Origin of the sequence: Pseudomonas sp. D3-27 (genome assembly GCF_051132165.1) — a bacterium.
GTDB lineage: Bacteria > Pseudomonadota > Gammaproteobacteria > Pseudomonadales > Pseudomonadaceae > Aquipseudomonas.
Genome location: NZ_CP071667.1, coordinates 3,760,225 through 3,782,820, shown reverse-complemented (window position 1 = coordinate 3,782,820; position 22,596 = coordinate 3,760,225). Strand labels below are relative to the sequence as shown.

13 protein-coding genes are annotated in these 22,596 nt (G+C 62.8%); 5 read left to right on the top strand and 8 right to left on the bottom strand.

Annotated features, from left to right (window positions below; translation table 11 throughout):
- Nucleotides 1-355 precede the first annotated feature (355 nt).
- Entirely contained in the window at nucleotides 356-2,815 is a 2,460-nt protein-coding gene (locus J3P92_RS17135) for a TonB-dependent siderophore receptor (RefSeq protein WP_434648443.1), read from the top strand.
- A gap of 497 nt (nucleotides 2,816-3,312) precedes the next feature.
- Nucleotides 3,313-3,684: a DUF6124 family protein gene (locus J3P92_RS17130; protein ID WP_420767849.1), complete on the top strand. Its 372-nt coding sequence runs from the start codon at nucleotides 3,313-3,315 to the stop codon at nucleotides 3,682-3,684.
- Between the two features lie 140 nt (nucleotides 3,685-3,824).
- Here J3P92_RS17130 and J3P92_RS17125 read toward each other — a convergent pair whose 3' ends face one another.
- The 5 genes from J3P92_RS17125 to pvdM all read right to left on the bottom strand — a co-directional run bounded on the left by J3P92_RS17125 (nucleotide 3,825) and on the right by pvdM (nucleotide 13,473).
- The gene (locus tag J3P92_RS17125) at nucleotides 3,825-7,955 is read right to left on the bottom strand and encodes an amino acid adenylation domain-containing protein (RefSeq protein ID WP_434648440.1); all 4,131 of its coding nucleotides are present in this window, start codon (nucleotides 7,953-7,955) and stop codon (nucleotides 3,825-3,827) included.
- Between the two features lie 39 nt (nucleotides 7,956-7,994).
- Nucleotides 7,995-9,653: a cyclic peptide export ABC transporter gene (locus J3P92_RS17120; protein ID WP_434648438.1), complete on the bottom strand. Its 1,659-nt coding sequence runs from the start codon at nucleotides 9,651-9,653 to the stop codon at nucleotides 7,995-7,997.
- Between the two features lie 276 nt (nucleotides 9,654-9,929).
- Complete coding sequence (pvdO, locus tag J3P92_RS17115) at nucleotides 9,930-10,805, bottom strand: dihydropyoverdine dehydrogenase (protein WP_434648435.1); 876 nt, start codon at nucleotides 10,803-10,805, stop codon at nucleotides 9,930-9,932.
- A 20-nt stretch (nucleotides 10,806-10,825) separates the two neighbouring features.
- Nucleotides 10,826-12,106, bottom strand: coding sequence for a pyoverdine-tailoring periplasmic protein PvdN (gene pvdN, locus J3P92_RS17110; protein WP_434648433.1), 1,281 nt, complete (start codon nucleotides 12,104-12,106; stop codon nucleotides 10,826-10,828).
- The gene (gene pvdM, locus J3P92_RS17105) at nucleotides 12,103-13,473 is read right to left on the bottom strand and encodes a pyoverdine-tailoring dipeptidase-like protein PvdM (RefSeq protein WP_434648430.1); all 1,371 of its coding nucleotides are present in this window, start codon (nucleotides 13,471-13,473) and stop codon (nucleotides 12,103-12,105) included. The genes pvdN and pvdM overlap by 4 nt, the downstream gene beginning before the upstream one ends.
- Nucleotides 13,474-13,729: 256 nt before the next feature.
- Here pvdM and pvdP point away from each other — a divergent pair, with 256 nt between their 5' ends.
- Entirely contained in the window at nucleotides 13,730-15,346 is a 1,617-nt protein-coding gene (gene pvdP, locus J3P92_RS17100; protein ID WP_434648427.1) for a pyoverdine maturation tyrosinase PvdP, read from the top strand.
- Nucleotides 15,347-15,540: 194 nt separating this feature from the next.
- Here the strand turns inward: pvdP and J3P92_RS17095 are convergent, their stop codons facing one another.
- From J3P92_RS17095 to J3P92_RS17085, 3 genes are read right to left on the bottom strand one after another with little or no spacing between them, the layout of a single operon-like run.
- A complete protein-coding gene (locus J3P92_RS17095) occupies nucleotides 15,541-16,941 on the bottom strand; it encodes an efflux transporter outer membrane subunit (RefSeq protein ID WP_434648425.1) in 1,401 nt (466 codons plus the stop codon).
- Nucleotides 16,942-16,951: 10 nt separating this feature from the next.
- On the bottom strand, nucleotides 16,952-18,913 hold the full coding sequence (locus J3P92_RS17090; RefSeq protein WP_434648422.1) for a MacB family efflux pump subunit: 1,962 nt from the start codon (nucleotides 18,911-18,913) through the stop codon (nucleotides 16,952-16,954).
- On the bottom strand, nucleotides 18,914-20,062 hold the full coding sequence (locus J3P92_RS17085) for an efflux RND transporter periplasmic adaptor subunit (protein WP_434648419.1): 1,149 nt from the start codon (nucleotides 20,060-20,062) through the stop codon (nucleotides 18,914-18,916).
- 435 nt (nucleotides 20,063-20,497) lie between these two features.
- Here J3P92_RS17085 and J3P92_RS17080 point away from each other — a divergent pair, with 435 nt between their 5' ends.
- Complete coding sequence (locus tag J3P92_RS17080; RefSeq protein ID WP_434648416.1) at nucleotides 20,498-20,980, top strand: sigma-70 family RNA polymerase sigma factor; 483 nt, start codon at nucleotides 20,498-20,500, stop codon at nucleotides 20,978-20,980.
- 145 nt (nucleotides 20,981-21,125) lie between these two features.
- Nucleotides 21,126-22,460 carry a lysine N(6)-hydroxylase/L-ornithine N(5)-oxygenase family protein gene (locus tag J3P92_RS17075; protein ID WP_434648413.1) on the top strand — a complete coding sequence of 445 codons (1,335 nt, stop codon included), beginning with the start codon at nucleotides 21,126-21,128 and terminating at the stop codon, nucleotides 22,458-22,460.
- Nucleotides 22,461-22,596 lie beyond the last annotated feature (136 nt).

The following is a 22,596-nucleotide window of genomic DNA, read 5'->3' as shown; positions in this document are numbered from 1 at the left end:
TCTGAGAGAAACGCAGTGCAGAGGGTCCCTGGCGGCGTTCCCACGCGAAAGCCTGGGAACGATGCTCAACCAACAAAAGGCCGACGCCAGCACGCGTCGGCCTTTTTTGTAACTTTCGTGCAAATGATAAATAAACTCATTCCGGTTTTTCCCAGGTGCTTCGTCTTACTAAGGAATGCGGGCGAATCGGCTCGGGCAAGGCAGCCCAGGCGCCGGTTGTGTCCAGAAAACATGTCGCTGTCGTACAGCCGGATGACCGTGCCCGGGGAGGGGTCGGTCAGCAGGTAATCCGCGCTGGCGAACGGCAGGCCCTTCGGCCCCATGGACTTTTCACTTCTATCAATAAGAGAGCACGATGTCGGCAATTCATGAGTTGAAACCGCTGTTCAAGGCACTTGTCATGTCCCGCGGCCTGCGTTCGCGGCGGGTGTTGACGGGCTTGGGTCTGGTCTGTGTGTTGCCGTTGAGCACCCAGGTGATGGCCGAAGACGTCAGTGTCAACATCCCAGCGCAACCGCTGCCGCAGGCGCTGCAAGCGTTCGGCCAGCAAACCAACCAACAAATGATCTACAACGTCGACGAGTTGGCCGGCCTGAAAAGCAACCGCGTCAGCGGCAAGATGAGCCCGCAGGCGGCCATCACCGAATTGCTCAAGGGCACCGGCGTGCGCTACAGCCTCGAGGGCAACACCCTGATATTGGTGAAGGGCTCCCCCGCGGGCCTGGAACTGGGCGCAACGACCATCAACGCCGAACAGTTGGCTGCAACGACCGAAGGCAGCAACTCGTACACCAGCAACGCCGTAACGATCGGCAAGGGCACCCACACCCTCAAGGAAATTCCCCAGTCGATCACCGTGATGACGCGCAAGCAGATGGATGACCAGAACCTGGTCAACCTCAAGGACGCTGTCAACCAGACCACCGGCATCGTTGGCCTCCAGGGCGTGGGGCAGGGCATGATCCTGTCGTCGCGCGGTTTCCAGATCGACGATTGGCAGTACGACGGTGTGCCGATCCCGCGTAATACCTACTCGCTGGGCAACTGGGCGACCCAAGACCTGATTTTCTACGACCGCCTGGAGATCCTTCGTGGTGCGTCCGGCTTGCTGCAAGGCACCGGCAGCCCCGGCGGCGCTGTCAACCTGGTGCGCAAGCGTGGCCAGAACACACCGACCGTGACCCTGACGGGCAAGGCCGGTTCCTGGGACCACTACGGCTTGCAGCTGGACGCTGGCGGTCCGCTGAACGACGCTGGCAACATCCGCGGCCGTATCGTTGCCGACGAAGACCAGAGCAACTCATTCATCGACCACGCGTGGACCAATACCCACTCGCTGTACGGCTCGTTGGACATCGACCTGAGCGAAGACACCACCCTGGGCTTGGCGGTCAGCCAATCCAATGGCGAATCGCGCGGCAACATCCGTGGTTTGCCGCGCTACGCCGATGGCTCGATGCCGGACGTATCGCGCTCCACCTACACCGGCGCGCGCTGGAACCGGTCGGAAATCGATGTCACCACCTATTACGCCGATCTGGAGCATCGCTTCAATGAGGATTGGGCCTTCAAGGTGGGGGGCGTGTACATGACTGAGGACAACCAGGCGAAGAACCAGCGCGTCCAACGAGGCGGTGGTCTCTTGCCCGATGGCAGTGGCGTGCAATATGCCGACTTCCTGACCGACTTCCAGTCCACCAAGGCCGGTCTCGACATGAACCTGACCGGCAAGTTCGAAGCCTTGTCGATGGAACAGGAGGTCATGCTGGGTGGCAACTTCTCCCAATTGGAGACGGATGATAAATATGCCCGTACCTTCAACAGCACCAGCGACTCGATCTTCGACCTTGACAATGACCGCCCGGACATCAGCTACGACAGTTTGATCGCTGCGGGTGGCATGGGCGTCCTCAGCAAGTACGACGTGCGCCAGAAAGGCATATACGGCACCTGGCGCGTCAAGCCGGTGGATGACCTGACACTGATCCTGGGTTCCCGGGTCAGCTGGTACGACTTCAGCTACAAGTCGAAAAATGAACTCGCAGCCGGAATTACACGCAACACGCCAAGCTACTCAACCGAAACCGGCGTGGTCACGCCCTATGCCGGTGTCGTCTATGACCTGAGCCGTGAGTGGGCGGTTTACGCCAGCTATACCGACGTGTTCCAACCGCAGACCAACGTCGATCCCAGTGGTTCGGTACTCAAGCCCATTGTTGGCAAAAACTACGAAGTCGGCCTCAAGGGCGAGTTGATGGATGGACGGGTCAATACCTCCTTGGCTGTGTTCCGCTACGACCACGAAAACCGCGCCGTCAACATCCCTAGCTGCACTGGGGTGAACTGCTCTTCTGCCTCCGGGAAAGTGCGCAGCCAAGGCATCGAGGCAGAAATCAGCGGTGAAGTGGTAGACAACTTGCAGTTGTTCGCGGGCTACACCTATAACACGACGAAGTACCTGGAAGATCCGATCAACGAAGGCAGTATCTTCAGTACCTGGACGCCGAAACACATGCTGCGCGTGTGGGGCAACTACCAGTTCACCGGCGACTGGAACCGTGCGAGCGCCGGCCTGGGCTTCACCACCCAAAGCCATACGCAGGTCTACGATCTGAACCATGACGTACCGGGTTATACCGTATGGAACGCCCGTGTCGGCTACAAGTTGACGTCTGAGATCGATCTTGCGGTCAATGCCAACAACCTGTTCGACAAAACCTACATAACGCCGGCTTACAACCAACTCAATGGCAACAACAACTTCGGCGATCCGCGTAATCTGATGTTCACGGTGAAGTACACGCCGCAGTTCTGATTGCCTGCAAAGAAAAAAACCGACCCACTTACGCGGGTCGGTTTTTTTATGGGGTTAATTTCGCTGGAAACGCAAACCCCCGTGGCGAGGGAGCTTGCTCCCGCTGGGCCGCGAAGCGACCCCAGAGTTCCTGAACTGAAAAGCGGCGTCTGCTGCGCAGCCGAGCGGGAGCAAGCTCCCTCGCCACAGGAACCTGTGTCCTACAAAAAATGTGGCGAGCCGGACATTTCTGACGAGTCGTGTCGGTTGGTGGTTCGGAAGCGATGGGGATAGGCTTTGTCCGTCGCTGCAAAATCAGCGACCGGGTTTGGTCGCCCGGGGTTAGAATGGCGCACTTTCAGCCGCGCGAGCGGCTGTCTGCCTTATGGCTGACTGTGCGTGGGAGGGCTTCGGCCCTGCCGGGTTCCATTCCCTGGTCGACCAACCTGCGTACAGTTCGCCACCCTCTGCTTGGTCGCAGAAATGGTGAACTCCACTTCTGAATGGAGTTACACGTCATGGTCAAAATCACCCCCAATCCCCCCAAGAAAGCTGAAAACCTATCCGCATACACCTGCTTTGACTCAGCAGAGCAACGGGAGGCAGCCGACCGGGCATTGGATATGCATTTGTCTCCAGATGCCGCCGTCAAGCCCGACACCCAGGACGGCCAGATCTTTACCGTGGTCAAGGGGCTCAACACCGAATCCATACTGACCACCCTCAGCGAGACCCTGGCTTGCGCTAATGCCATGGCCAACGACCTGGCCTTCGACCTGGAAGGCTCGCGGCGGCATGTGGCGTTGGGGCTCCAGCAATTGATCGAGCTAGGAACGCTACTGGCCAATCGGGCACTGGATGACATCGAGCTGCCCCAGCCTCCACGCTAGCCGCAGCACCGCAGCCCCCGTGGCGAGAGAGCTTGCTCTCGCTGGGCCGCGAAGCGGCCCCAGAGTTCCTGAACTGAAAAGCGGCGTCTGCTGCGCAGCCGAGCGGGAGCACGCTCCCTCGCCACAGGTTCATTTTTTGCTCAAGAAAGCTTCTCAACCGTACTGGCCAGAAAAACCTCGACCAGCTCCCCAAGCAACCCGTCATCAAAAATCATGCTGCGATGACCCAGCGGAGACTGCACCGAACACCGCAACGCCCCCGTCAGGCTGTGCTCTCGAACCAGCGCCTCGCAAAAGGCCAGCTCTTGCGAGGTTTTCTCCGCCTGTGTCCACCAGCAGCTCGGTCGAACCCTCACAGGCTTGAAAGTGAATCCGGCAAATGCCTCCAGCAACCGATCATGCACCGAGAACGCCTGGGCATTCATGACCTCTTCCTTGACGCTCTGCACGATCGACAACAGGTCGCCTCGCTCAGGCTCGATCTGTCCGGCTGCCCACTCATGGAACGCCTTGACCGAACTGTCCGGTCGCTCCCGTCGATAAGCCGCCGTGCGCTCCGTCAGCGAAGGGAACAGCAAGTCGAAGTATTCAATTGCTTCAAGTAGATCCTGGGAGGCCGCATCGTCTTTTTCATTACCCGCCAGATGCCGATGGCGCGGTAGCCCTGAGGGATACAGGTGTTCTGGAATCGTGCTGTCCACCAACCCGAGGAAATCAACCGTGTGCCCCTGGCTTTCCAGCATCGCCGCGATGTCGAACGCGATCGCGCCGCCGAGGGACCAGCCCATCAAGTAATACGGACCTTCAGGTTGGGCCCTGACGATTTCCTTGCCGTAGTCGGCAATCATCTCCTGCCAGGCCTCGGGGCCTGCATGGGGTTCGCTGAAGCCGCGGTGCATGATGCCGACAGTGCGCGCCCGGTTTTGCAGTCTGCGCGCCAGCGGTTGGTAGCAGAACACGATGCCGCCGCTGGGGTGCAGGCAAAACAGCTGCGGTGCGCTGGCGGGCGCGTTATTCAGGGCAACGAGGCATTGCGTCTGTTCACGGTGTTTCTGTGAGATGAACAGGGCCAACTCGGCGATGGTCGGGTTGGCCAGCAACTCTTGCAGACGCACGGTGATGTTCAGGTTCGCCTTGAGCTTGGCGATCAGCTCGATCGCCAGGATCGAATGCCCGCCCAGTTCAAAGAAACTGTCGCTGATACCCACGCGCTCGGCTTTGAGGGACTGCTGCCAGAGTTGCGCCAACGCCTGCTCCAACTGCGTGCGGGGCGCCACGTGGTTCGAATGCCGAAGCGTGAGGTCGGGTTCGGGCAAGGCCTTGCGGTCGAGCTTGCCGTTGGCGTTGAGCGGCAGGTGATCGATGAACAACAGATGGCTGGGCACCATGTAATCCGGCAGATGCGCCTTGAGCGCGATCAGCAGGTTATCCCGCAGTTCGACCGTGACCGGTTGTGTCGGGATGACGTAAGCGATCAATTGCAGGCCGCCCGGGCCGTCGTGGGTCAGCACCACGCCCTCGCGCACGCCCGGCAGTACTTGCAGGCGCGCCTGGATCTCGCCCAGTTCAATGCGGAAGCCGCGGACCTTGACCTGATGATCCAGGCGCCCGATGTATTCAATGCTGCCGTCGCTGAGGTAGCGGGCCAGGTCCCCGGTGCGGTACAGGCGTCCACCTGGCGAGGGGTCGAACGGGTCGGGAATGAAACGGCTGGCGGTGAGGTCGGCACGCTGGTGATAACCACGGGCCAGTCCGGCGCGCCCAATATACAGCTCACCGCTGCACCCCCTCGGCACCGGGTTCAGGTGCGCATCGAGCAGATACCAGGACAGGTCGACGATGGGCTCGCCGATGGGGCTCGCGGCCTCGCCGTGCAAGTCCGCCATCGACAGTGGTCGCCAGGTGACATGAACGGTGGTTTCGGTGATGCCATACATGTTGATCAATTGTGGCGCCTGATCGCCGAAACGTTCGAACCAAGGGCGCAGACTGTGCACATCAACTGCTTCGCCGCCGAAAATCACCTGCCGCAACCGGTGGCTGAGGGGCTGTCCAGGCTCACATGCAACTCGCAGCAACGACTTGAACGCCGAAGGCGTCTGGTTGAGCACCGTGACTTTTTCCTGGCAGAGCAGGGCGTAAAAATCCTCAGGCGACCGGCTCACGGCGTGGGACACGATGACCAGCCGCCCCCCGTGCAGCAGCGCGCCAAAAATCTCCCACACGGAAAAATCGAAGGCATAGGAATGAAACAGGCACCATACGTCCCGGTGGTCGAAACCGAACCACTGTTCAGTGGCCTGGAACAGGCGGTTGACGTTGTGGTGCGCGAGCAGCGCGCCTTTGGGCTTGCCGGTCGAACCGGAGGTGTAGATCACGTACGCCAGGTTGTCCGGATCCATTGGCACATCGGGATTGTGCTCAGGCCAGGCGTTGTCGGCATCGCTCGTATCCAACAGCAGGCAGTCGATGTCGGCCGGCAACGCCAGCGATTCAAGCAGATGGGCCTGAGTCAGGATCTGCCTGACGCCGCTGTCCTGGATCATGTAGGTCAGTCGGTCGGCCGGGTAGGCCGGGTCCAGCGGCACGTAGGCGCCACCGGCCTTGAGAATCGCCAGCAGGCCGATGATCATTTGCGGTGTCCGCTCGACGGCGATGCCCACCAGCACATCGGGGCCGACGCCTTGCTCGATCAATCGATGGGCCAATCGGTTAGCGTGGCGGTTAAGCTCGGCATAGCTCATGTGCTGCCCGTCGAACGTTAGCGCTATCGCCTCACCTGTGTTGGCGGCATGGGTTTCGATCATGCGATGCAGGCATTCTTCGCTATGCAGCCGGGTGGGTTGGCGGTTCCAGTCGTCCAGGGTCAGCCGCCGTTCTTCGGCGCTCAATAATTGCAATTCGCCGAGGGCGCGTTCGGGCGTCTCGATCAGCCCCCGCAACAGGTTCTGCCAATGCTCGGCCATGCGCTCGATGGTGTCCGCGCGGTACAGGTCACGGCTGTACTCGAACGTCGCGAGTATCTGCTGCTGTGAATAGTCGACATCCAGTGACACATCGAACTTGGCCTGGCCTTCACCGGTGTCGAGGAACTCCAGCGTCAGTAGATCCAGGCTTGGCAGCGATGCCGTCTGTGACCCGGTGCGCCAGTTGAACAGGACCTTGAACAACGGGTTGGCGCCCAATTGATCCTGGATCAGTTCGAGCGGGTAATCGGCATGCTCCAGCGCGGCGAGGGATTGGCCGCGCAGCGCTCGTAGGTAATCCAATGCGCTGCGGCTCGAGTCGATCCGCGCCCGGTACACCTGGCTGCTGACGAAAAATCCCACCAACGCCTGGCTTTCATGGCTGTTGCGATTGGCGTTGGGGACACCGACGGCAAAATCGTCCTGGCGGCTGTAGCGGGCCAGCAGCAATTGCCACGCACCCAGCGCCACCACGAACGGCGTGAGCCCCTGGCGTTGGCAAAAAGCGTCCAGCGCTCGCGCCAACGACGGCGCCAGCGATACGTGCACGCGACCGGCCCTGTGTTGTTGGCTTGTGTTGCGTGGAAAGTCCTGGGGCAACTCCAGGGTGGGCAAGTCGCGGCCCAGGTACTCGCTCCAGTATTCGCCACTGCGCAGGCGGGCAGCGCTTTGCAGATAGTCGCCGCGCTGGTGGATCGCGTAATCGGCGTATTGCATCGGTAACGGTGGCAGCGCAGACGAATCACCCAGCACCGCCCGGCGGTACGCCTGGGTCATGTCCTGCATGAGGATGGTATTGGACCACGCATCGGAAACGATGTGATGCATGTTGAGCAGCAGCACATGTTCGGTACGGCTCAATCTCAGCAACGTGGCCCGTATCAGCGGCGCCTGGGTGAGATCGAACGGTTGCCGGGCGTGTTGCTCGATGCGCTGCGAAAGTGCCGGCTGGTCGAGCCCGGCAAGGTCTTCGCGATGCAGGGTCAGGCAGGCGCTGCGCTCGATTACCTGAGTGGCGGCGCCGTCGATTTCAATGAACGCGGTGCGCAGGATGTCGTGTCGGTCAATGACGCGGTTCAGGGCGTCTTCCAAGGCATCGGCGTTCAGTTCGCCGCTCAGGCGCAAGGCCCGTGGCAGGTTGTAGGCCGAACGGGTCGGGTCCCGCTGCTGCTCCAGCCACAAGCGTTGCTGGGCGAAAGACAGGGGCGCGCGATCCAGCCTGCCGCGGCTGGCCAGGGCGTGCCTGTCATCGGCGACCTCATCGAGCAACAGCGCCAACAGATCATCATCTAGCAGTTCGTTCATGGTGTTCTCGCGGTAAAACAGCATTGGCGTCGGGCAGGCTCAGGCGAAGGCTGCCGGGACCTTTTCACTCACCACCCGGCCGGCCTGCATTCGCACCAGTTGATCGGCGATGTCGAAGTAACGATCGTCGTGGGAAATGACGATGATGGTTTTGCCCAGGGCCTTCAGCTCCGGCAGCAGTTCGGTGTAGAACACGCGCCGGAACACCGGGTCCTGGTCGGCGGCCCATTCGTCGAAGACCAGCACGGGACGTTCTTCCAGCCAGGCATTGAGCAGGGCCAGGCGCTTGCGCTGCCCGGTGGAAAGATCGGTGGTGCTGAAAGCGCCGTCGCGAATGCTGACTTTATGGGCGATCTCCAGGCGATCCAGGTAGCGGTTGGCATCCCCGGGTACGTTTTGATCGCCCTGCACCAGTTCATCGAACAAGTAATAGTCGGCGAAGATGGTGGTGAAAAGCTGGCGATAATCGTCACGTCGCGCCGCCGATACCGGCTCGCCATCCAGGAGAATTTCGCCGCCCTGGGGCGCATAAAGGCCCAGCAGCAATTTGATCAGCGTGGTCTTGCCGCCGCCGTTCTCACCGACGATAAACACAATGTCGCCCTGGGCGATGGTCAGGTTGACCGGTCCAAGGGCGAAGGGCTGGGTGCCGTCGACCGCGGGGAAGGCGTAATGCACGTCACGCAATTCGAGCCGCTGAATTGTCGGCTTGGGGGCGCTTTTGTCGTTGAGCAGCAGGTGCGGTTCCGGCGAGGAAAACTGCTCGGCCAATTCGGCAATGCGCTTGAAGGCGATGTTGGCGCGGCTGATCACCGGCAACGTCATCACCAGGTATTCCAACGGCCCCTTCATGTACAGCAACACCAGCACGAAACCGCTGAGCACCGCTTTGTCGGTGCCCAGCCACAGCGATTGCAGCGCCAGGACCAGGCCGATGACCACGAAAAAAAGCATCGAGCCGAAGGTCTTGGCGACCACGAAGGTATTGACCGCGCGGATGTTGGTGTCGCAGATCTGCTCGGCGGTGGCTTCGATGCGCTGGCTGAACATGCGCTGGCGGCGCGGGCGGTGGATGCGCAGTTCCTTGGCGCCCGCGGCGATGGCGCTGTAATGCTTTTGCAGGGCGTCTTCGGCCTCGCGGGCGGCTTCGAAACCACGAATGCCACGAGCGCGCGCCACGTACTGGATGACCGTGCCGATTACCAGCGCCACCAACAGCAGCGCAAACATCGGCAACGACAGGTAGGCCAGGTAGCCCAGGCAACCGAGGGTGACGGTAAAGGCAACCGCCAGCGGTGCGAAGGAAAACGCGAAGTTGCTGACCATGTTGACGTCGTGGGTCAGGATCGGGATCAGCCGATGACTGCGGAACCGCTCGATCTGCTCGATGGGCGCCAGCAGGACTTTCTGGCCGAGAGATTTGCGCAGGCTGGCGATGATGTTCTGGCCGACGTGGTTGGTGCCGATGTCCGACAGGATCGAGGTCAGCAGCGCTGCCACGCACAGGCCGGCGAAGGTCGCCAACACTTGGGGGGTGGGCCCCGTATCGGCGTTCAAGGCCCCGTTGATGGTTGCCAGCAGGGCCGTGATGCTCAAGCCACCCAGCATGCCCAGGAGAATGGAGCCTGCGACAATCAGCCGGAAGGGTTTGAGCAGAATGAACAGCTCAGCGATCACCCCGCGTTTTGGTTGGCTCATGAGGTTTCCCTGCTAGATGAAAAAAAGGCAAAGGCCATCGCGGGCTTTCACCGCAAGGGCTGGAGGACAGCGGCACGCCGGTTGGGGCGCGCCCACCTATGGAACGATTGGAGGGGAAGGGGATTTAACCAGAGTCTCCTGACACACATTATTGTGGCGAGGGAGCTTGCTCCCGCTCGGTTGCGCAGCGACCGCAAAATCTAGGGGCCGCTTCGCAGCCCAGCGGGAGCAAGCTCCCTCGCCACAAAAAGCGGATCTTCAGATGGTCCGGTTGAGCTACATATCCCGGGCGACCCGAAACCCCAGCCAGTCACCGCGGGCATCGGAAAACACCGCATTGCGATTGCCCGAACGGGAAAAAACCGGCGCTTCGCCCCAGTCGTTGCCGCGGATGCGTCGCACCTTGCAGTTGCCCATCAGCGCGGCGCTGCCGTCGCTCGGCGCATCGGTGTAGTTTTCGTTGAAACAATCGGCGGTCCATTCGTAGACGTTACCGTGCATGTCGTACACGCCAAAGGCGTTGGGCGCGAAGCTGCCGGCCGGCGCTGTGAAGTTGAAGCCGTCGGCGGCGCCATAGGTATTGGCGTGCTGGGCGATGCTGTAGTCCTTGCCTTCATCGAACGGGAAGGGGAACGGGCCGGTGCTGCCACCACGTGCGGCGTATTCGCGCAGGGATTCACTGACGAGTCGGTACGGCTTGCCGGTCTTCTTCGAAAGCCACGCCACGTAGGCAGTAGCCTCTTGGAAGTTCATGCACACCGCCGGGTGCCGGTCGGTGTATTGCTTGCGCGGGTCGCTGCCCTGGTAGTCCGGCACGCCGGCCTGGCACGCGCGGCCGGGGCGCTTGTCGCCGTCGGGCATCACGTAGCCGGTATCGCGCAGGTAGGCGAACCATTCACCCTTGAGCACCTGGAAACGGCTGATCGCAACGGGCTTGGCGAACGTCACCGGGTGCAGCGGGCCTTCGTCGGGCTCGCGGCCCACTTCGTCTTCCGGGGTGCCCATCTGGAAGGTGCCGGTGGGCAGCACGACCATTTCCGGGCAGTCCTTGCAGTCGCGAAACACCTGGCCCGGTTGCGAGGCCTGGGCATCGGAGGGCAGCAGGGCGGCGAGGGCCAACGCCGGGAGTGTCTTCAATAAAAAGCGGTTCATCGATTGCTCTCGATCAGTCATCAGAGTGTTTTGCCCAACAGCGCCAGGAAGCGATCAATCTCGGCTTCGGTGTTGAGCAGCCCCGGCGCGGTGCGGATCACCGGTCCGGCATCGCGGTGCACGGCATCGGCGACCACACGGTTTTGCATCAGGTAGGCGGCGATCTCGTCGCTCCTGCGATCCTTGACCCGGAAGAAAGTGAAGCCAGCGGACAGTTCTGGGCTCAGCGGCGTCACCAGCTCGATCTGCGGCAACGCGAGCAGGTGTTTTTTCAGGTAAGTGTTGAGCGCGCGGATACGCGCCTGCACCTCGGCCTTGCCCAGTTGCAGGTGCAGCTTGAACGCTTCGTCCGCCGCCCAGCGATGCTCGAAGGCGTGGTAGCCGCCCGGGGTCATGGTGGTGGAAAACGCCGTGGCTTCGGAGAAGGTCGGGATGATCGGCGTGACGTACCTGACCTCTTCGCTGCGGCTGCACACCACGCCGGTGCCCCGTGGGCCGAACATCCACTTGTGGGTGCCGGCGATGAAAAAGTCGCAATTCATCGCCGGGAAACTCAAATCCTCGACGCCGAAACCGTGCACGCCGTCCACCACGTACACGATGCGCTGTTCATCGCTGCGGCCCTGGTTGTGCTTGTCCACCAGGGCGCCGATCTTGCCGATGGGCAGCTTGACGCCGCTGCCTGAGTGCACCCAGGTCATGCCCAGCACGCGGGTTTCGGGACGGATGTTGTGGTCGATGGCCGTGAGGATTTGCGCCTCGCTGACGCCATGGGCGTTCTCGAACAGCTTGATCTTGCGCACCCGTGTTCCGTCCCGTTGCTTGCGCAGATCGAGAATGGTGTGGGTGGCGTAGTGTTCGTGGGCGGTGGTGAGGATTTCCTGGTTGGGCCGGACATGGACCCCGCCATAGATCATCGCCAGGCCTTCGGTGGTGCTGCCGGTGAGGGCGATCTGCTTCGGGTTCGCTTGCAGGTAGCGACCGGCCCAGGTCCGCACGTTTTCTTCGCGCGCTTCGGTGACGCCCAAGTCCCAGTCCATCAACAGCCCGGGGTTTTTATCCAGGGCGGCGCGGTGCCGCTCGATGGCCTCGCGCACCGGGCGCGGGTGGGTGGTGATCAGGAAATTGGAGAAGTGCAGGTAGTTCGGGTCCTGGTTGAACAGCGAGCGCAGCTGCGCCCATTTGTCCCGGGACAGCGGCGGCGGTGAGTCGGCCGCGGCACTCGAAGGCAGGTATGCGGCCAATGGCAGGCCGGCGGCGACAATCCCGGCGTGCTTGAGGAAGGCGCGGCGCTCGATCATGGCTGAGGGGCCTTCTGCGCCGAGGCGATGGCAGGGCGGGCGGCTTTTTGCACCTGATCCCAGACCCGCAGGAAATTGCCGCCCCACAGCTTGGCGATGTCGGCTTCGGAGTAACCGCGGGTCAGCAGTTCGGCGGTGACGTTGCGGATGTCGCTGACGTTCTGCCAGCCTTTCACGCCGCCACCTTCGTTGAAGTCCGAACTGATGCCGACGTGGTCGATGCCGATCTTGCGCACGGCATAGTCGATGGCATCGCCCAGGTCCTTGAGGCTGGCCTTGGGTTCCTCGTCGAGAATGCCGTAGAGCTGGCCGGCGTATTCGCCGAACTTCTGTTCCGGCCATGCGGCGATGATCGGGTCGCCGGGCATCAAGGCCATCGCCAGGTTGGGCAGTGGCGGCAGGTCGAAGCGCTCGCGCAGGGCATTGAGTTTGTCCTGGGTTTTTTGCGTCAGCGGGCGCAGGTACTGGGAAAAACCAACGATCTGCACGACGCCGCCGCTGGCCTTGATCAGCTGCATTTCCTTGTCGCTGAGGTTACGCGGGATGTCCACCATCGCCCGTGGCGCGGAGTGGGACGCCACCAACGGCGTGCGGCTCAGTTGCGCGACTTGCTCCAAAGCCTGGGTCGACATCTGCGACACATCGATGATCACACCCAGGTCGTTCAGGCGTGTCACCGCTTGCTTGCCGATGTCCGACAGGCCGCCGAGGGCGTCGGGCGAGTCGTTGAAGAACGGCAGCGGGCGCGAGGAGTCGGCCCAGTCGTTGTTGCCGATGTAGCTGAAGCCGAACATACGCATGCCCCGCGCCGTCCACAGGTCCAGCAGGTTCAGATCGTGGCCCAGGGGATACGCGTTGAGCATGCTGATGAAAATCGCAAACTTGCCTTCGCCATGCAGGCGCCGGAAATCGTCCGGGGTGTAGGCGATGGCGACCTGGTTGGGGAAGTCCCGGACCATGCCGGTGATGATCTTGTAGCGCACCTCTTGCTGGTTGCGCGCTTCCTCGACGAACCCGGCGGTGGGCTTGTGTGGCGCGTTGGGCCCGTTCCACAGTTCGGGCCAGCCGAAGATCGTCAGCGCGGCGCCGGAGAGGCGGCCGCGATTGGCTTTCACCAGGTCGAACTGGCCCTCGCCGTCCTTGTCCGCTTCGTTGCCGGCGGTGCCGAAATCCAGCGGCACGGTGATGTGGCTGTCGAAGGACAGCAGGCGTTCGTGCAGCTCGCGCGCTTCTTTCATCACCTTGACCGAGTAGCCGGGGTTGTCCCGCCACCAATGGTCCCAGGCCGCGACGCCAGCCCCGACGACCAGCGCCAGGGCCAGGGGCACGCCGGTGAAAAGAGCCTTTTTCGAACGTGGTGTTGTCATTGCCGATCTCAGTCTGGTTCGCCTTGGAAGGACAGGCGCGGGGGCCTTTGCTATCTGGGGGGAACGAGTGATCGGGCAGGAAATTTAGATGTTCTCAGCGCCGCCATCGCGAGCAAGCTCGCTCGCACATTTGGAATGCGATCCCCTGTGGGAGCGAGCTTGCTCGCGATGAGGCCCTTACAGCCTCTATAAATTTGTCAGGCCGCCCATCGTTCTAGCTTGGATAAAGCCCACCAGGGCGAATACAGGTAAGGCAATGACGATTTCTCGACGATGGTTCATGGCAGGCCTGGCGCTGACCGGTGCCGCCGTGCCTGCGGTGTACTACGGGCATCGCGAACTGACCCGGCCGGACCCGACCATCACACCCGGCGAAGCTTCCTTCGATGTGGCGGACGTCGCCGGACAGCGGCGGGCGAACACGTTGCGGGGAATCTGGACGATCCGTTTCAGCGGGCGCGATGCCGGCCTCGACGGCTTGCCGGGCGACAATCTGGAGATGTTTCTCGACATCGCCCACAAGGGCCGTGGCCTGGTGGGTTACCTCGACACCGCCGAACGGCTGCGCGGTGGAGATGAGCCGCGTTATCGGCTGCTGGGCGACCTGGCCGGCAGCGACCCGAAGCAATTGAGCTGGCGATTGATCGGTGCCGGGCATGGCACGCCAGACTACGAATTCATCATGACCCTGGACGAAGTCTGGGCCGGTTTCGGCAACGCCGGCACGGCCTCCCTCAGCGGCCGGGTGTTGCGGTTGGATCGCCCGTTGGCGTTGCCGGAGCTCGACAATCAGTTCGTCGCCGTGAAACAGCGGTTCCCCGAAGCCCGGGAACGTACGCCGCTGAGCCCGAAGTTGCTGGACTGGCTGGTGTCGCCCGAGCACCGGCTGTTCCATCAACTCTGGCATGCCACGCGAGACAAATGGCACACCCTCGACGAAGACAAGCGCGACGCCCTGCGTGGCATCGGCTGGCAACCCGGGCCGCGGGACAACGAACGTGATGCTCGCGGGCCGCGCAAAGATCGCAACGGCTCGGGCGTGGATTTCTTCTTCATGCACCGGCATATGCTCGGCACGGCGCGTTCTTTCCAGCCGTTGCCGTCATGGCTACGTTTTCCATTGCCGCAACCCGAGTTGGAGCGTGATCGCCTGGGCTTTGCCCGGTATTTCGACAACGTCGACGGGACGGCACTGCCACCAACGTGGCTCGCCCGTGGTGACGAGCAATACGCCCAATGGGTCAGCGACATCAAGACCGCCGAGACCTATCACAGCAATTTCCAGGTCTGGGAATCCCGTTACCGCGACCCGCGCTATTTATCCAAACTGACCCTGGGCCAGTTCGGTTCGGAAGTGGAATTGGGGCTGCATGACTGGCTGCATATGCGCTGGGCCTCGGTGCCGCGAGATCCGTCAAACGGCCATCCGGTGCCATTCGCCCGTGATCAGGCCGACTTCGCCCAACGCTGGTTCGAACCGGAAAACGACTTTTTAGGCGATCCGTTTTCCTCCCATGTAAACCCGGTGTTCTGGGCCTTTCACGGCTGGATCGACGATCGCCTCGAAGACTGGTTTCGCGCCCACGAACGTTTTCATCCGGGTGAAGTGAGCCGGCTCGAAGTCAACGGCGTGCCCTGGTTCGCCCCGGGCCGCTGGGTCGAAATCGCCGACCCCTGGCTCGGCCCGGACACCCATGGTTGCAGCACCACGCCGGGTTTGCAGGTTGGGCGTTCGGTGGAGATGGATCCGGAAACCATGAAGTTTGCGTTGCGTATTACGTTTGGCAGTGATGACGACAAGCTGGCTCAACTGTTTCGCCGCGTGCCGCGCAGGCCTTGGTATGCGCGCAATCTCAAGGCCAAGGTGGTGTGAGCCCAGGCTCGAACCGACCGAACCTGGGGCCGTGTGCAATGACTGCTTATGTGGCGAGGGAGCTTGCTCCCGCTGGGCTGCGAAGCGCCCCAATGACGAGCGCCTCTGTGGGTCAGGTGTTTTGAGGCGGCTGGTTCTGGGGCTGCTGCGCAGCCCAGCGGGAGCAAGCTCCCTCGCCACGATGGTGCTCCTCTTCAGATCTGCTTCACCCGCCAACCCCCACCCAACGCCTTGTACAACGCCACGCTCGCCTGCACCCGCGCCAACCGCAGTTGCACGTTCATGTCCTGGGCGGCGAAGAGGGTACGTTGGGTTTCCAGTACCGTGAGTAAATCTTCAGCGCCGGCCTGGTAGCGGCGTTGGGCAATGTCGAAGGCAGTCTGGGCCTGGTGCAGTTCTTCGCTTTGCCATTGCCGTTGGCGGTCCAGGCCGTGGATGCCGTTCAGGGCTTTTTCGACGTCGGCGAAGCCGTTGATGATGGCGGCGCGGTAGGCCTCCAGCAGTTCTTCCTGGCGCGCGGTAGCCCGGGCTCGCTCAGCCTTCAGGCGACCATTGTTGAAGATTGGCGCGGCCAGCCCGGCGCCGAGGTTGTAGACGTTGTTGCGCAGCAACTGGTCGGCGATGTCGGCGCCGGTGGCCAGGCTCAGGCCGAGGGTGGCGGAGGGCAGCATGGCGGCGCGGGCGACAGTGATGTCGGCCTGGGCGGCGGCAAGGCGCGCTTCGGCGGCGGCGATGTCGGGGCGGCGCAGCAGCAGATCGCTGGGCACGCCGGCATCGATGGCGGGCCAGCGCAATGCGTCGAATGGTTCATCGTCGAGTTGCAGCGATTGCACCGGTTCGCCCAACAATGCCGCGAGGGTGATCAATGCCTCGCGGGCCTGTTGCTGCACTTGCGGCAGGCGGCGTTCCTGGGCCGCCACCAGGCTCTTTTGTTGAGACAGTTCCAGGGCCGTGGCGCTGCCCGCGTCGTAGCGAGTCTGCACCAGGTCCAGCACATTGCGGGCGTTGCCCAGGTTCAACTCGGCGATGCGCTGTTGCTCGCGCAGGGACAACGCCTGGGTGTAGCTGTTGGCGACGCCGCTGAGCAGGGTCAGCTCCACGGTCGCGCGGTCGGATTGGCTGGCCGACAACGTGCTCAGCGCACTGTCCCGGGCCGCCCGTTTACCGCCCCAGAAATCCAGCTCATAAGTGGCGCTGAGGTTGGCGTCGTAGTAATTGATGGTGCGGTTGTCCCGATCCACGTCTAGCTGGCTATAGCCCTGGCCCCGCAGCAATTCCTGGCGATTGCCGTTGAGCCCGGCGGTGATTTCCGGCAGCAACGGCGCGCCGGCGATCACCGCGCTGGCCTGGGCCTGGCGAACCCGAGCCATCGCGGCGGCCAGGTCGTGGCTGTCCCGACGCGCCTGTTCGATCAAGCGGTTCAATGACGGGCTGCCGAACTGCGTCCACCATTGTTGGTTATCCGCTCGGACACCGGGCGTATCGAGGCTCTGCCAGGCTGCGGGCGGTTGGATGCCGCTGTCCGGTGCCGACACCGGCGTGGCGCAGGCCACCAGCATCAGGCTGGCGGCCAGGAGAGTCAGGTGCGCTTTCATAAGGAGGGGTTCATTCACTGGTGAGGGCCGCGACCGGGTCGAGGCGGGCGGCCTTGCGGGCGGGCATGAAACCGAAGACGACGCCGGTGACCAGGGCGCAGCCGAAGGCGCCGAACACCGCCAGCCATTCGAAGGCCACGGCGATCTTGCCCAGCAGCAGGCCGCCGCCCACCAGCAGGGCCAGGCCGATACCGGCCAGCCCGCCGACCACCGAGAGCATCACCGCTTCGGTGAGAAACTGGCGCAGGATGTCCCGCTGGCGGGCGCCGGTGGCCATGCGGATGCCGATCTCCCGGGTCCGTTCGCGCACGGTCATGAGCATGATGTTCATCACGCCAATGCCACCCACCAACAGCGAAATCGCCGCAATGGCCCCAAGCATCAAAGACAGCGTGCCTTGGGTGCGAGCTTCGGCCTGGATCATCGCGGCGTTGTTGGTCAGCTCGAAATCCCGCTTGCCGTCGTGCAGGCGCGACAGGGTACGGGAGACCGCCTGCTCGGCCTCCTTGACCTTGCCCGCATCCCGGGCGGCGATCACCACGTATTCGGGATGACGGGTGCCGAACAGCCGAACGCTGGCGGCGGAATAAGGGATGGCGATGCGATTGTCGGCATCCGAATCCCCGGAGCTGGCGCCTTTTTCCGCGAGTACGCCGACCACCTGGAACGGCACGTTCTCGATCAGGATGTAACGGCCGATGGGGTCGGCGACGTCCTTGAGCAGTTTTTGCCGGACCTTGTGGCCGATCACCGCCACTGCCGCGGCGCCTCGTTCATCGGCGTCGCTAAAGTAGGCGCCCTCGGCCACTGGCCAATTGAAGATGATCGGGAAGTGGGTGTCGTTGCCGCCCACGTAGCTGGTGTGGTCGAGGTTGCCGAACCGCACGCTGGCGTTCTTGCCGTTGACCGGCATGATGCGTTGCACTTCGGGCAGGGCAGCGAGGGCGGCAATGTCCTGTTCGCTGATGATGCCCTTGGCGGCGCGCGGGTTGGGGGCCGTGCCGTTGAGGTAGATGATGTTCGAGCCGAAGGCGCCCATCTGGGCCATGACCTGGCGCTTGCTGCCTTCGCCCACGGCCAGCATGACCACCACCGAGGCCACGCCGATGACGATGCCGAGTAGGGTCAGGGCGGTGCGAAAGCGATTGATCCACATCACCCGCCACGCGGCCTGCACCGCGTCCACCAGCTCGCCTTTCCAGGCGCCGTTGTGTTCGCTGCCGGCACTCAGGCGTTGGCGCAGGTCCACGGCGTGCAAGGCGTTCGGATTGGCCTGCGGTGCGGCCGTAGCGGTGTCGCTGATGATCAAACCGTCGCGGATCTCGATGATGCGCTTGGCCCGGGCCGCCACTTCACGGTCGTGGGTGATCAGGATCACCACGTGCCCCTGGCTCGCCAGTTCGTCGAGCAACGCCATCACCTCAATCCCGCTCTGGCTGTCGAGGGCGCCGGTGGGCTCGTCGGCGAGGATGATGTGGCCGCCGTTCATCAAGGCCCGGGCAATCGACACTCGTTGCTGCTGCCCGCCGGAGAGTTGATGGGGGCGGTTGCCGGTGCGGCTGGCCAGGCCGAGGCGGTCGAGCAGGGCGCTGGCCCGGGCGTGGCGCTCGGCGGCGGAGGTGCCGGCATAGATTGCGGGCATCTCGACGTTTTCCTGGGCGGTGCCGGAAGCAATCAAATGGTAGCCCTGGAACACGAAGCCAAATGCTTCGCGCCGCAGCCAGGCCAGTTCGTCGCTGCCCAGGCCGGCGACGTCTTCGCCGGCGAAGCGGTACTCGCCACTGGTAGGACGGTCGAGGCAGCCGAGGATGTTCATCAAGGTCGATTTGCCGGAGCCGGACGCCCCGACAATCGCCAGGAACTCACCGGCATGAATGGACAGGTCGATGCCGCGCAGCACTTCCACCCGGGGGCTGTCGCCGCCGCCATAGGCCTTGCGAATGTCCCGCAGTTCGATCAGGGGCGTGTCCACTCAGCCTCCGCTTGCGCTGGATGGGCCGATCAGCACGCGCTCGCCTTCGCTCAAGCCGTCGAGGACCTGGGTGCGCAGGCGATCGCTGACGCCCGTACGGACGGTGCGCGGCTGGACATCACCATTGTCGGCGAGCACGCGTACCTGGTCGGCCTCTTGCAAGGCGGCGATGGGCACGGTCAGCACGTCCTTGGCCTGGGCGGCGACAAAAAACACTTGTGCGGTCATGTCGGCCATCAAGGCGCGGTCGGCGTTGTCCACGTCGAGTAGCACGGTATAGAGCACCACCCGCTCGCTGCCGCTGCGGCCGCCAGTGGGGCTGCCGCCCTGGCTGGCTTCCAATGGGCGCGGCGGCACGGGAAGGATCTGGCGAACGGTGCTGCTCCAGCGGCGACTGCCGCCGGCCAGGGTGGTGAAATACGCGGTCATGCCCGGCTTGACGTGGCCGATGTCGGCTTCCGAGACTTCGGCCCAGACCGTCATCGGCGACAACCGGGCGATGCGCAGGATCAACGGCGTCTGCTGCTGGGCGTTGAGGGTCTGACCTTCCCGGGCGCCGACCGCGACCACGGTGCCGCCCATGGGCGCATAAATGCGCGTATAGCCCAGTTCCGCCTCGTCGCTGCGCAGGCTGGCCTGGGCCTGGCGGATCTGGGCCTGAAACATGTCGATGCGCGCCTGGGTCGCGCGCACCTCGGCCTGGGCGGTCTGCACATCTTCTTCGCGGGTGGCGCCGCCGGCCTTGAGCTGTTGCTGGCGACGGAATTTCTGCTGCGCCAGGTCGTGCTGGGCGCGCTGTTCCTGAAGCTGGGCCTTGAGGTTCTCGATGGAAAATCGCCCGGCGTCGAGCCTGGCTTTTTGCGTGGAGGGGTCGATTTCCACCAGTAGCTGGCCTTCAGCCACTTCGTCGCCGGCTTCGACGTGGATCTTCTGAATCTGCCCGGACGCCTGGGCGCCGACGTCCACGTAGCGCCGGGGCTGCAAGGTGCCCAGGGCCGTTACGCTGTTTTCGATGTCGCCACGGGTGACCGGGACGGTGTCGAGCGGCGCGCGGTCCGGCACAACCACTTGCCACGCAGCGAAAGCCACGGCCGGAAGCAGGGCGAAGGTGAGAAGCCAGGCGCGTCGGGTAGGGCGGGGACGTTTCATGCAGGGTTCCGGCCGGTGATATCGGGCCCATCGCACGGAAGGCCGGGACGGGTGGCTGTTCTGGTAAACGAGCGTTGTGGGCGGGAATTTAACGAGGGGAACACCTGGTAGCGCTTGAACGACACCCACCCCGTGGCGAGGGAGCTTGCTCCCGCTGGGCCGCGAAGCGGCCAAAAACCTGAGTTCTCCCCCTGAAATGTGTCGCCTGCCCTGGGCCTGCTGCTCAGGCCAGCGGGAGCAAGCTCCCTCGCCACAAATGCAGGTTCCGATGCCCGATGACCTGAACGATTGAGCCCCGATACAAACCAAAGCTTTAAATCTATATGAGAATTACTATAAATTACGCAATTGAATCTGCCACCATCGTGCCATGTCCGTTTCAGGCATGCCGGGGTGGCACAGGGATAGCTGTCGCAGTCATTGCGCACGGGAGTCATGTTGGAAAACTACTATCGCGAACTGGTGTGTTTCCTGAACGCCAGGCTAGGCAACCGCCAGGCGGCCGAAGACGTGGTGCATGACGCTTATGTGCGGGTGCTGGAGCGCGCCAGCGATACGCCCATCGAGCAACCCCGTGCGTTCCTTTATCGCACCGCGTTGAACCTGGTGATCGACGGGCATCGGCGCAACACCTTGCGCCAGGTCGAGTCCCTCGATGTCCTGGACAGTGAAGAACGCTTCTTCACGCCATCGCCCCACACCAGCCTCGACCATGGCCAGCGCCTGGACATGCTGCAACGCGCCCTGGCCGAGCTGCCACCGATGTGCCGCGAGAGCTTTCTGCTGCGCAAGCTCGAAGGCCTGTCCCACCCGCAAATCGCCGAGCGCCTGGGCATTTCCAGGGCGTTGGTGGAGAAACACATCGTCAACGCCATGAAGCATTGCCGCGTTCGTGTGCGGCAGTGGGACGCGAACTGATTCGTCCCTCGCCGGTCGCACGGCGGTAAATTTTTTTTCATTGTCCTCGTTCCACTCAACAGACGACTCGCCGGCGCTTGAAATGCCGGCCGGTTCCCCAGGCTTTCCGCGCCCTGTTGAGGGACTTTTCCAGAGGACACTGGACATGACACAGGCAATTGCATCGCCCATCGTTCACGACTTGATCGGCATTGGCTTCGGCCCTTCGAACCTGGCGCTGGCCATCGCGCTACAGGAACGAGGGCCGGTCCAGGGTGAACTGGACGTGCTGTTCCTCGACAAACAGGCCGATTATCGTTGGCACGGCAACACCCTGGTGACCCAGAGCGAACTGCAGATTTCCTTCCTCAAGGACCTGGTGACCCTGCGCAATCCCACCAGCCCGTACTCGTTCGTCAACTACCTCAAGCACCACGGCCGCCTGGTGGATTTCATCAACCTCGGCACCTTCTATCCGTGCCGCATGGAGTTCAACGACTACCTGCGCTGGGTGGCCGGGCACTTCACCGAGCAGAGCCGCTATGGCGAAGAAGTGCTGCGCATCGAGCCGGTGCTGCGTGACCAGCAGGTCGAAGCACTGCGGGTAATTTCCCGCGGTGCCCAGGGCGAAGAGCTGGTCCGCGCCACGCGCTCTTTGGTGGTCAGTGCCGGTGGCACGCCGCGCATCCCCGATGCGTTCAAGTCGTTCAAGAACGACGCCCGGGTATTTCATCATTCGCAGTACCTGGCGCGCATGGCGAACCAGGCCTGCGTGAGCGGTCAGCCGATGAAGGTCGCCATCATCGGCGGCGGACAGAGCGCGGCGGAGGCTTTCATCGACCTCAACGACAGCTTCCCGTCGGTGCAGGTCGACATGATTCTGCGGGGCTCGGCCCTCAAGCCGGCGGATGACAGCCCGTTCGTCAACGAAGTGTTCTCGCCGGAGTTCACCGACCTGGTGTTCCAGCAACCCCACAGCGAGCGCGAGCGCCTGGTCAACGAGTACCACAACACCAACTATTCGGTGGTGGACATCGATTTGATCGAACGCATCTACGGGATTTTTTACCGCCAGAAAGTCTCTGGCATCGCCCGTCATGCGTTCCGCACCCTCACCACCATTGAGAAAGCCACGGCCACCGACGCGGGCGTGGAGCTGGCGGTGCGCAACAACGCCACCGGCGAGCTGACGGTACGCTGCTATGACGCGGTGGTGCTCGCCACCGGCTACGAACGCCAGATGCATCGCACCTTGCTAGAGCCGCTGGCGCGATACCTGGGGGATTTCGAGGTGGATCGCAACTACAAGCTGATCACCGATGAGCGCTGCAAGGCCGCGATCTATATGCAGGGCTTCTGCCAGGCCAGCCATGGCCTGAGCGACACATTGCTTTCGATCCTGCCGGTGCGCGCCGATGAGATCGCCGGCTCGCTCTATGAGCACGCAAGGCATCGTGGCCAGGGGCATTCGGTACGTGACCTGAAGCTGGCCACGGCTTAAGTCTCACCGAGCTTGCACATTCCTCAGGAAATTCTTGAGAAACTTCCTACACTCATCTTACGTCCCTCTCGGTAGCCCCGGGAGGAACGTAAACGGTTCGCTGTTCCCTCGCATTGGCAGTCCGAACCGATCAGCC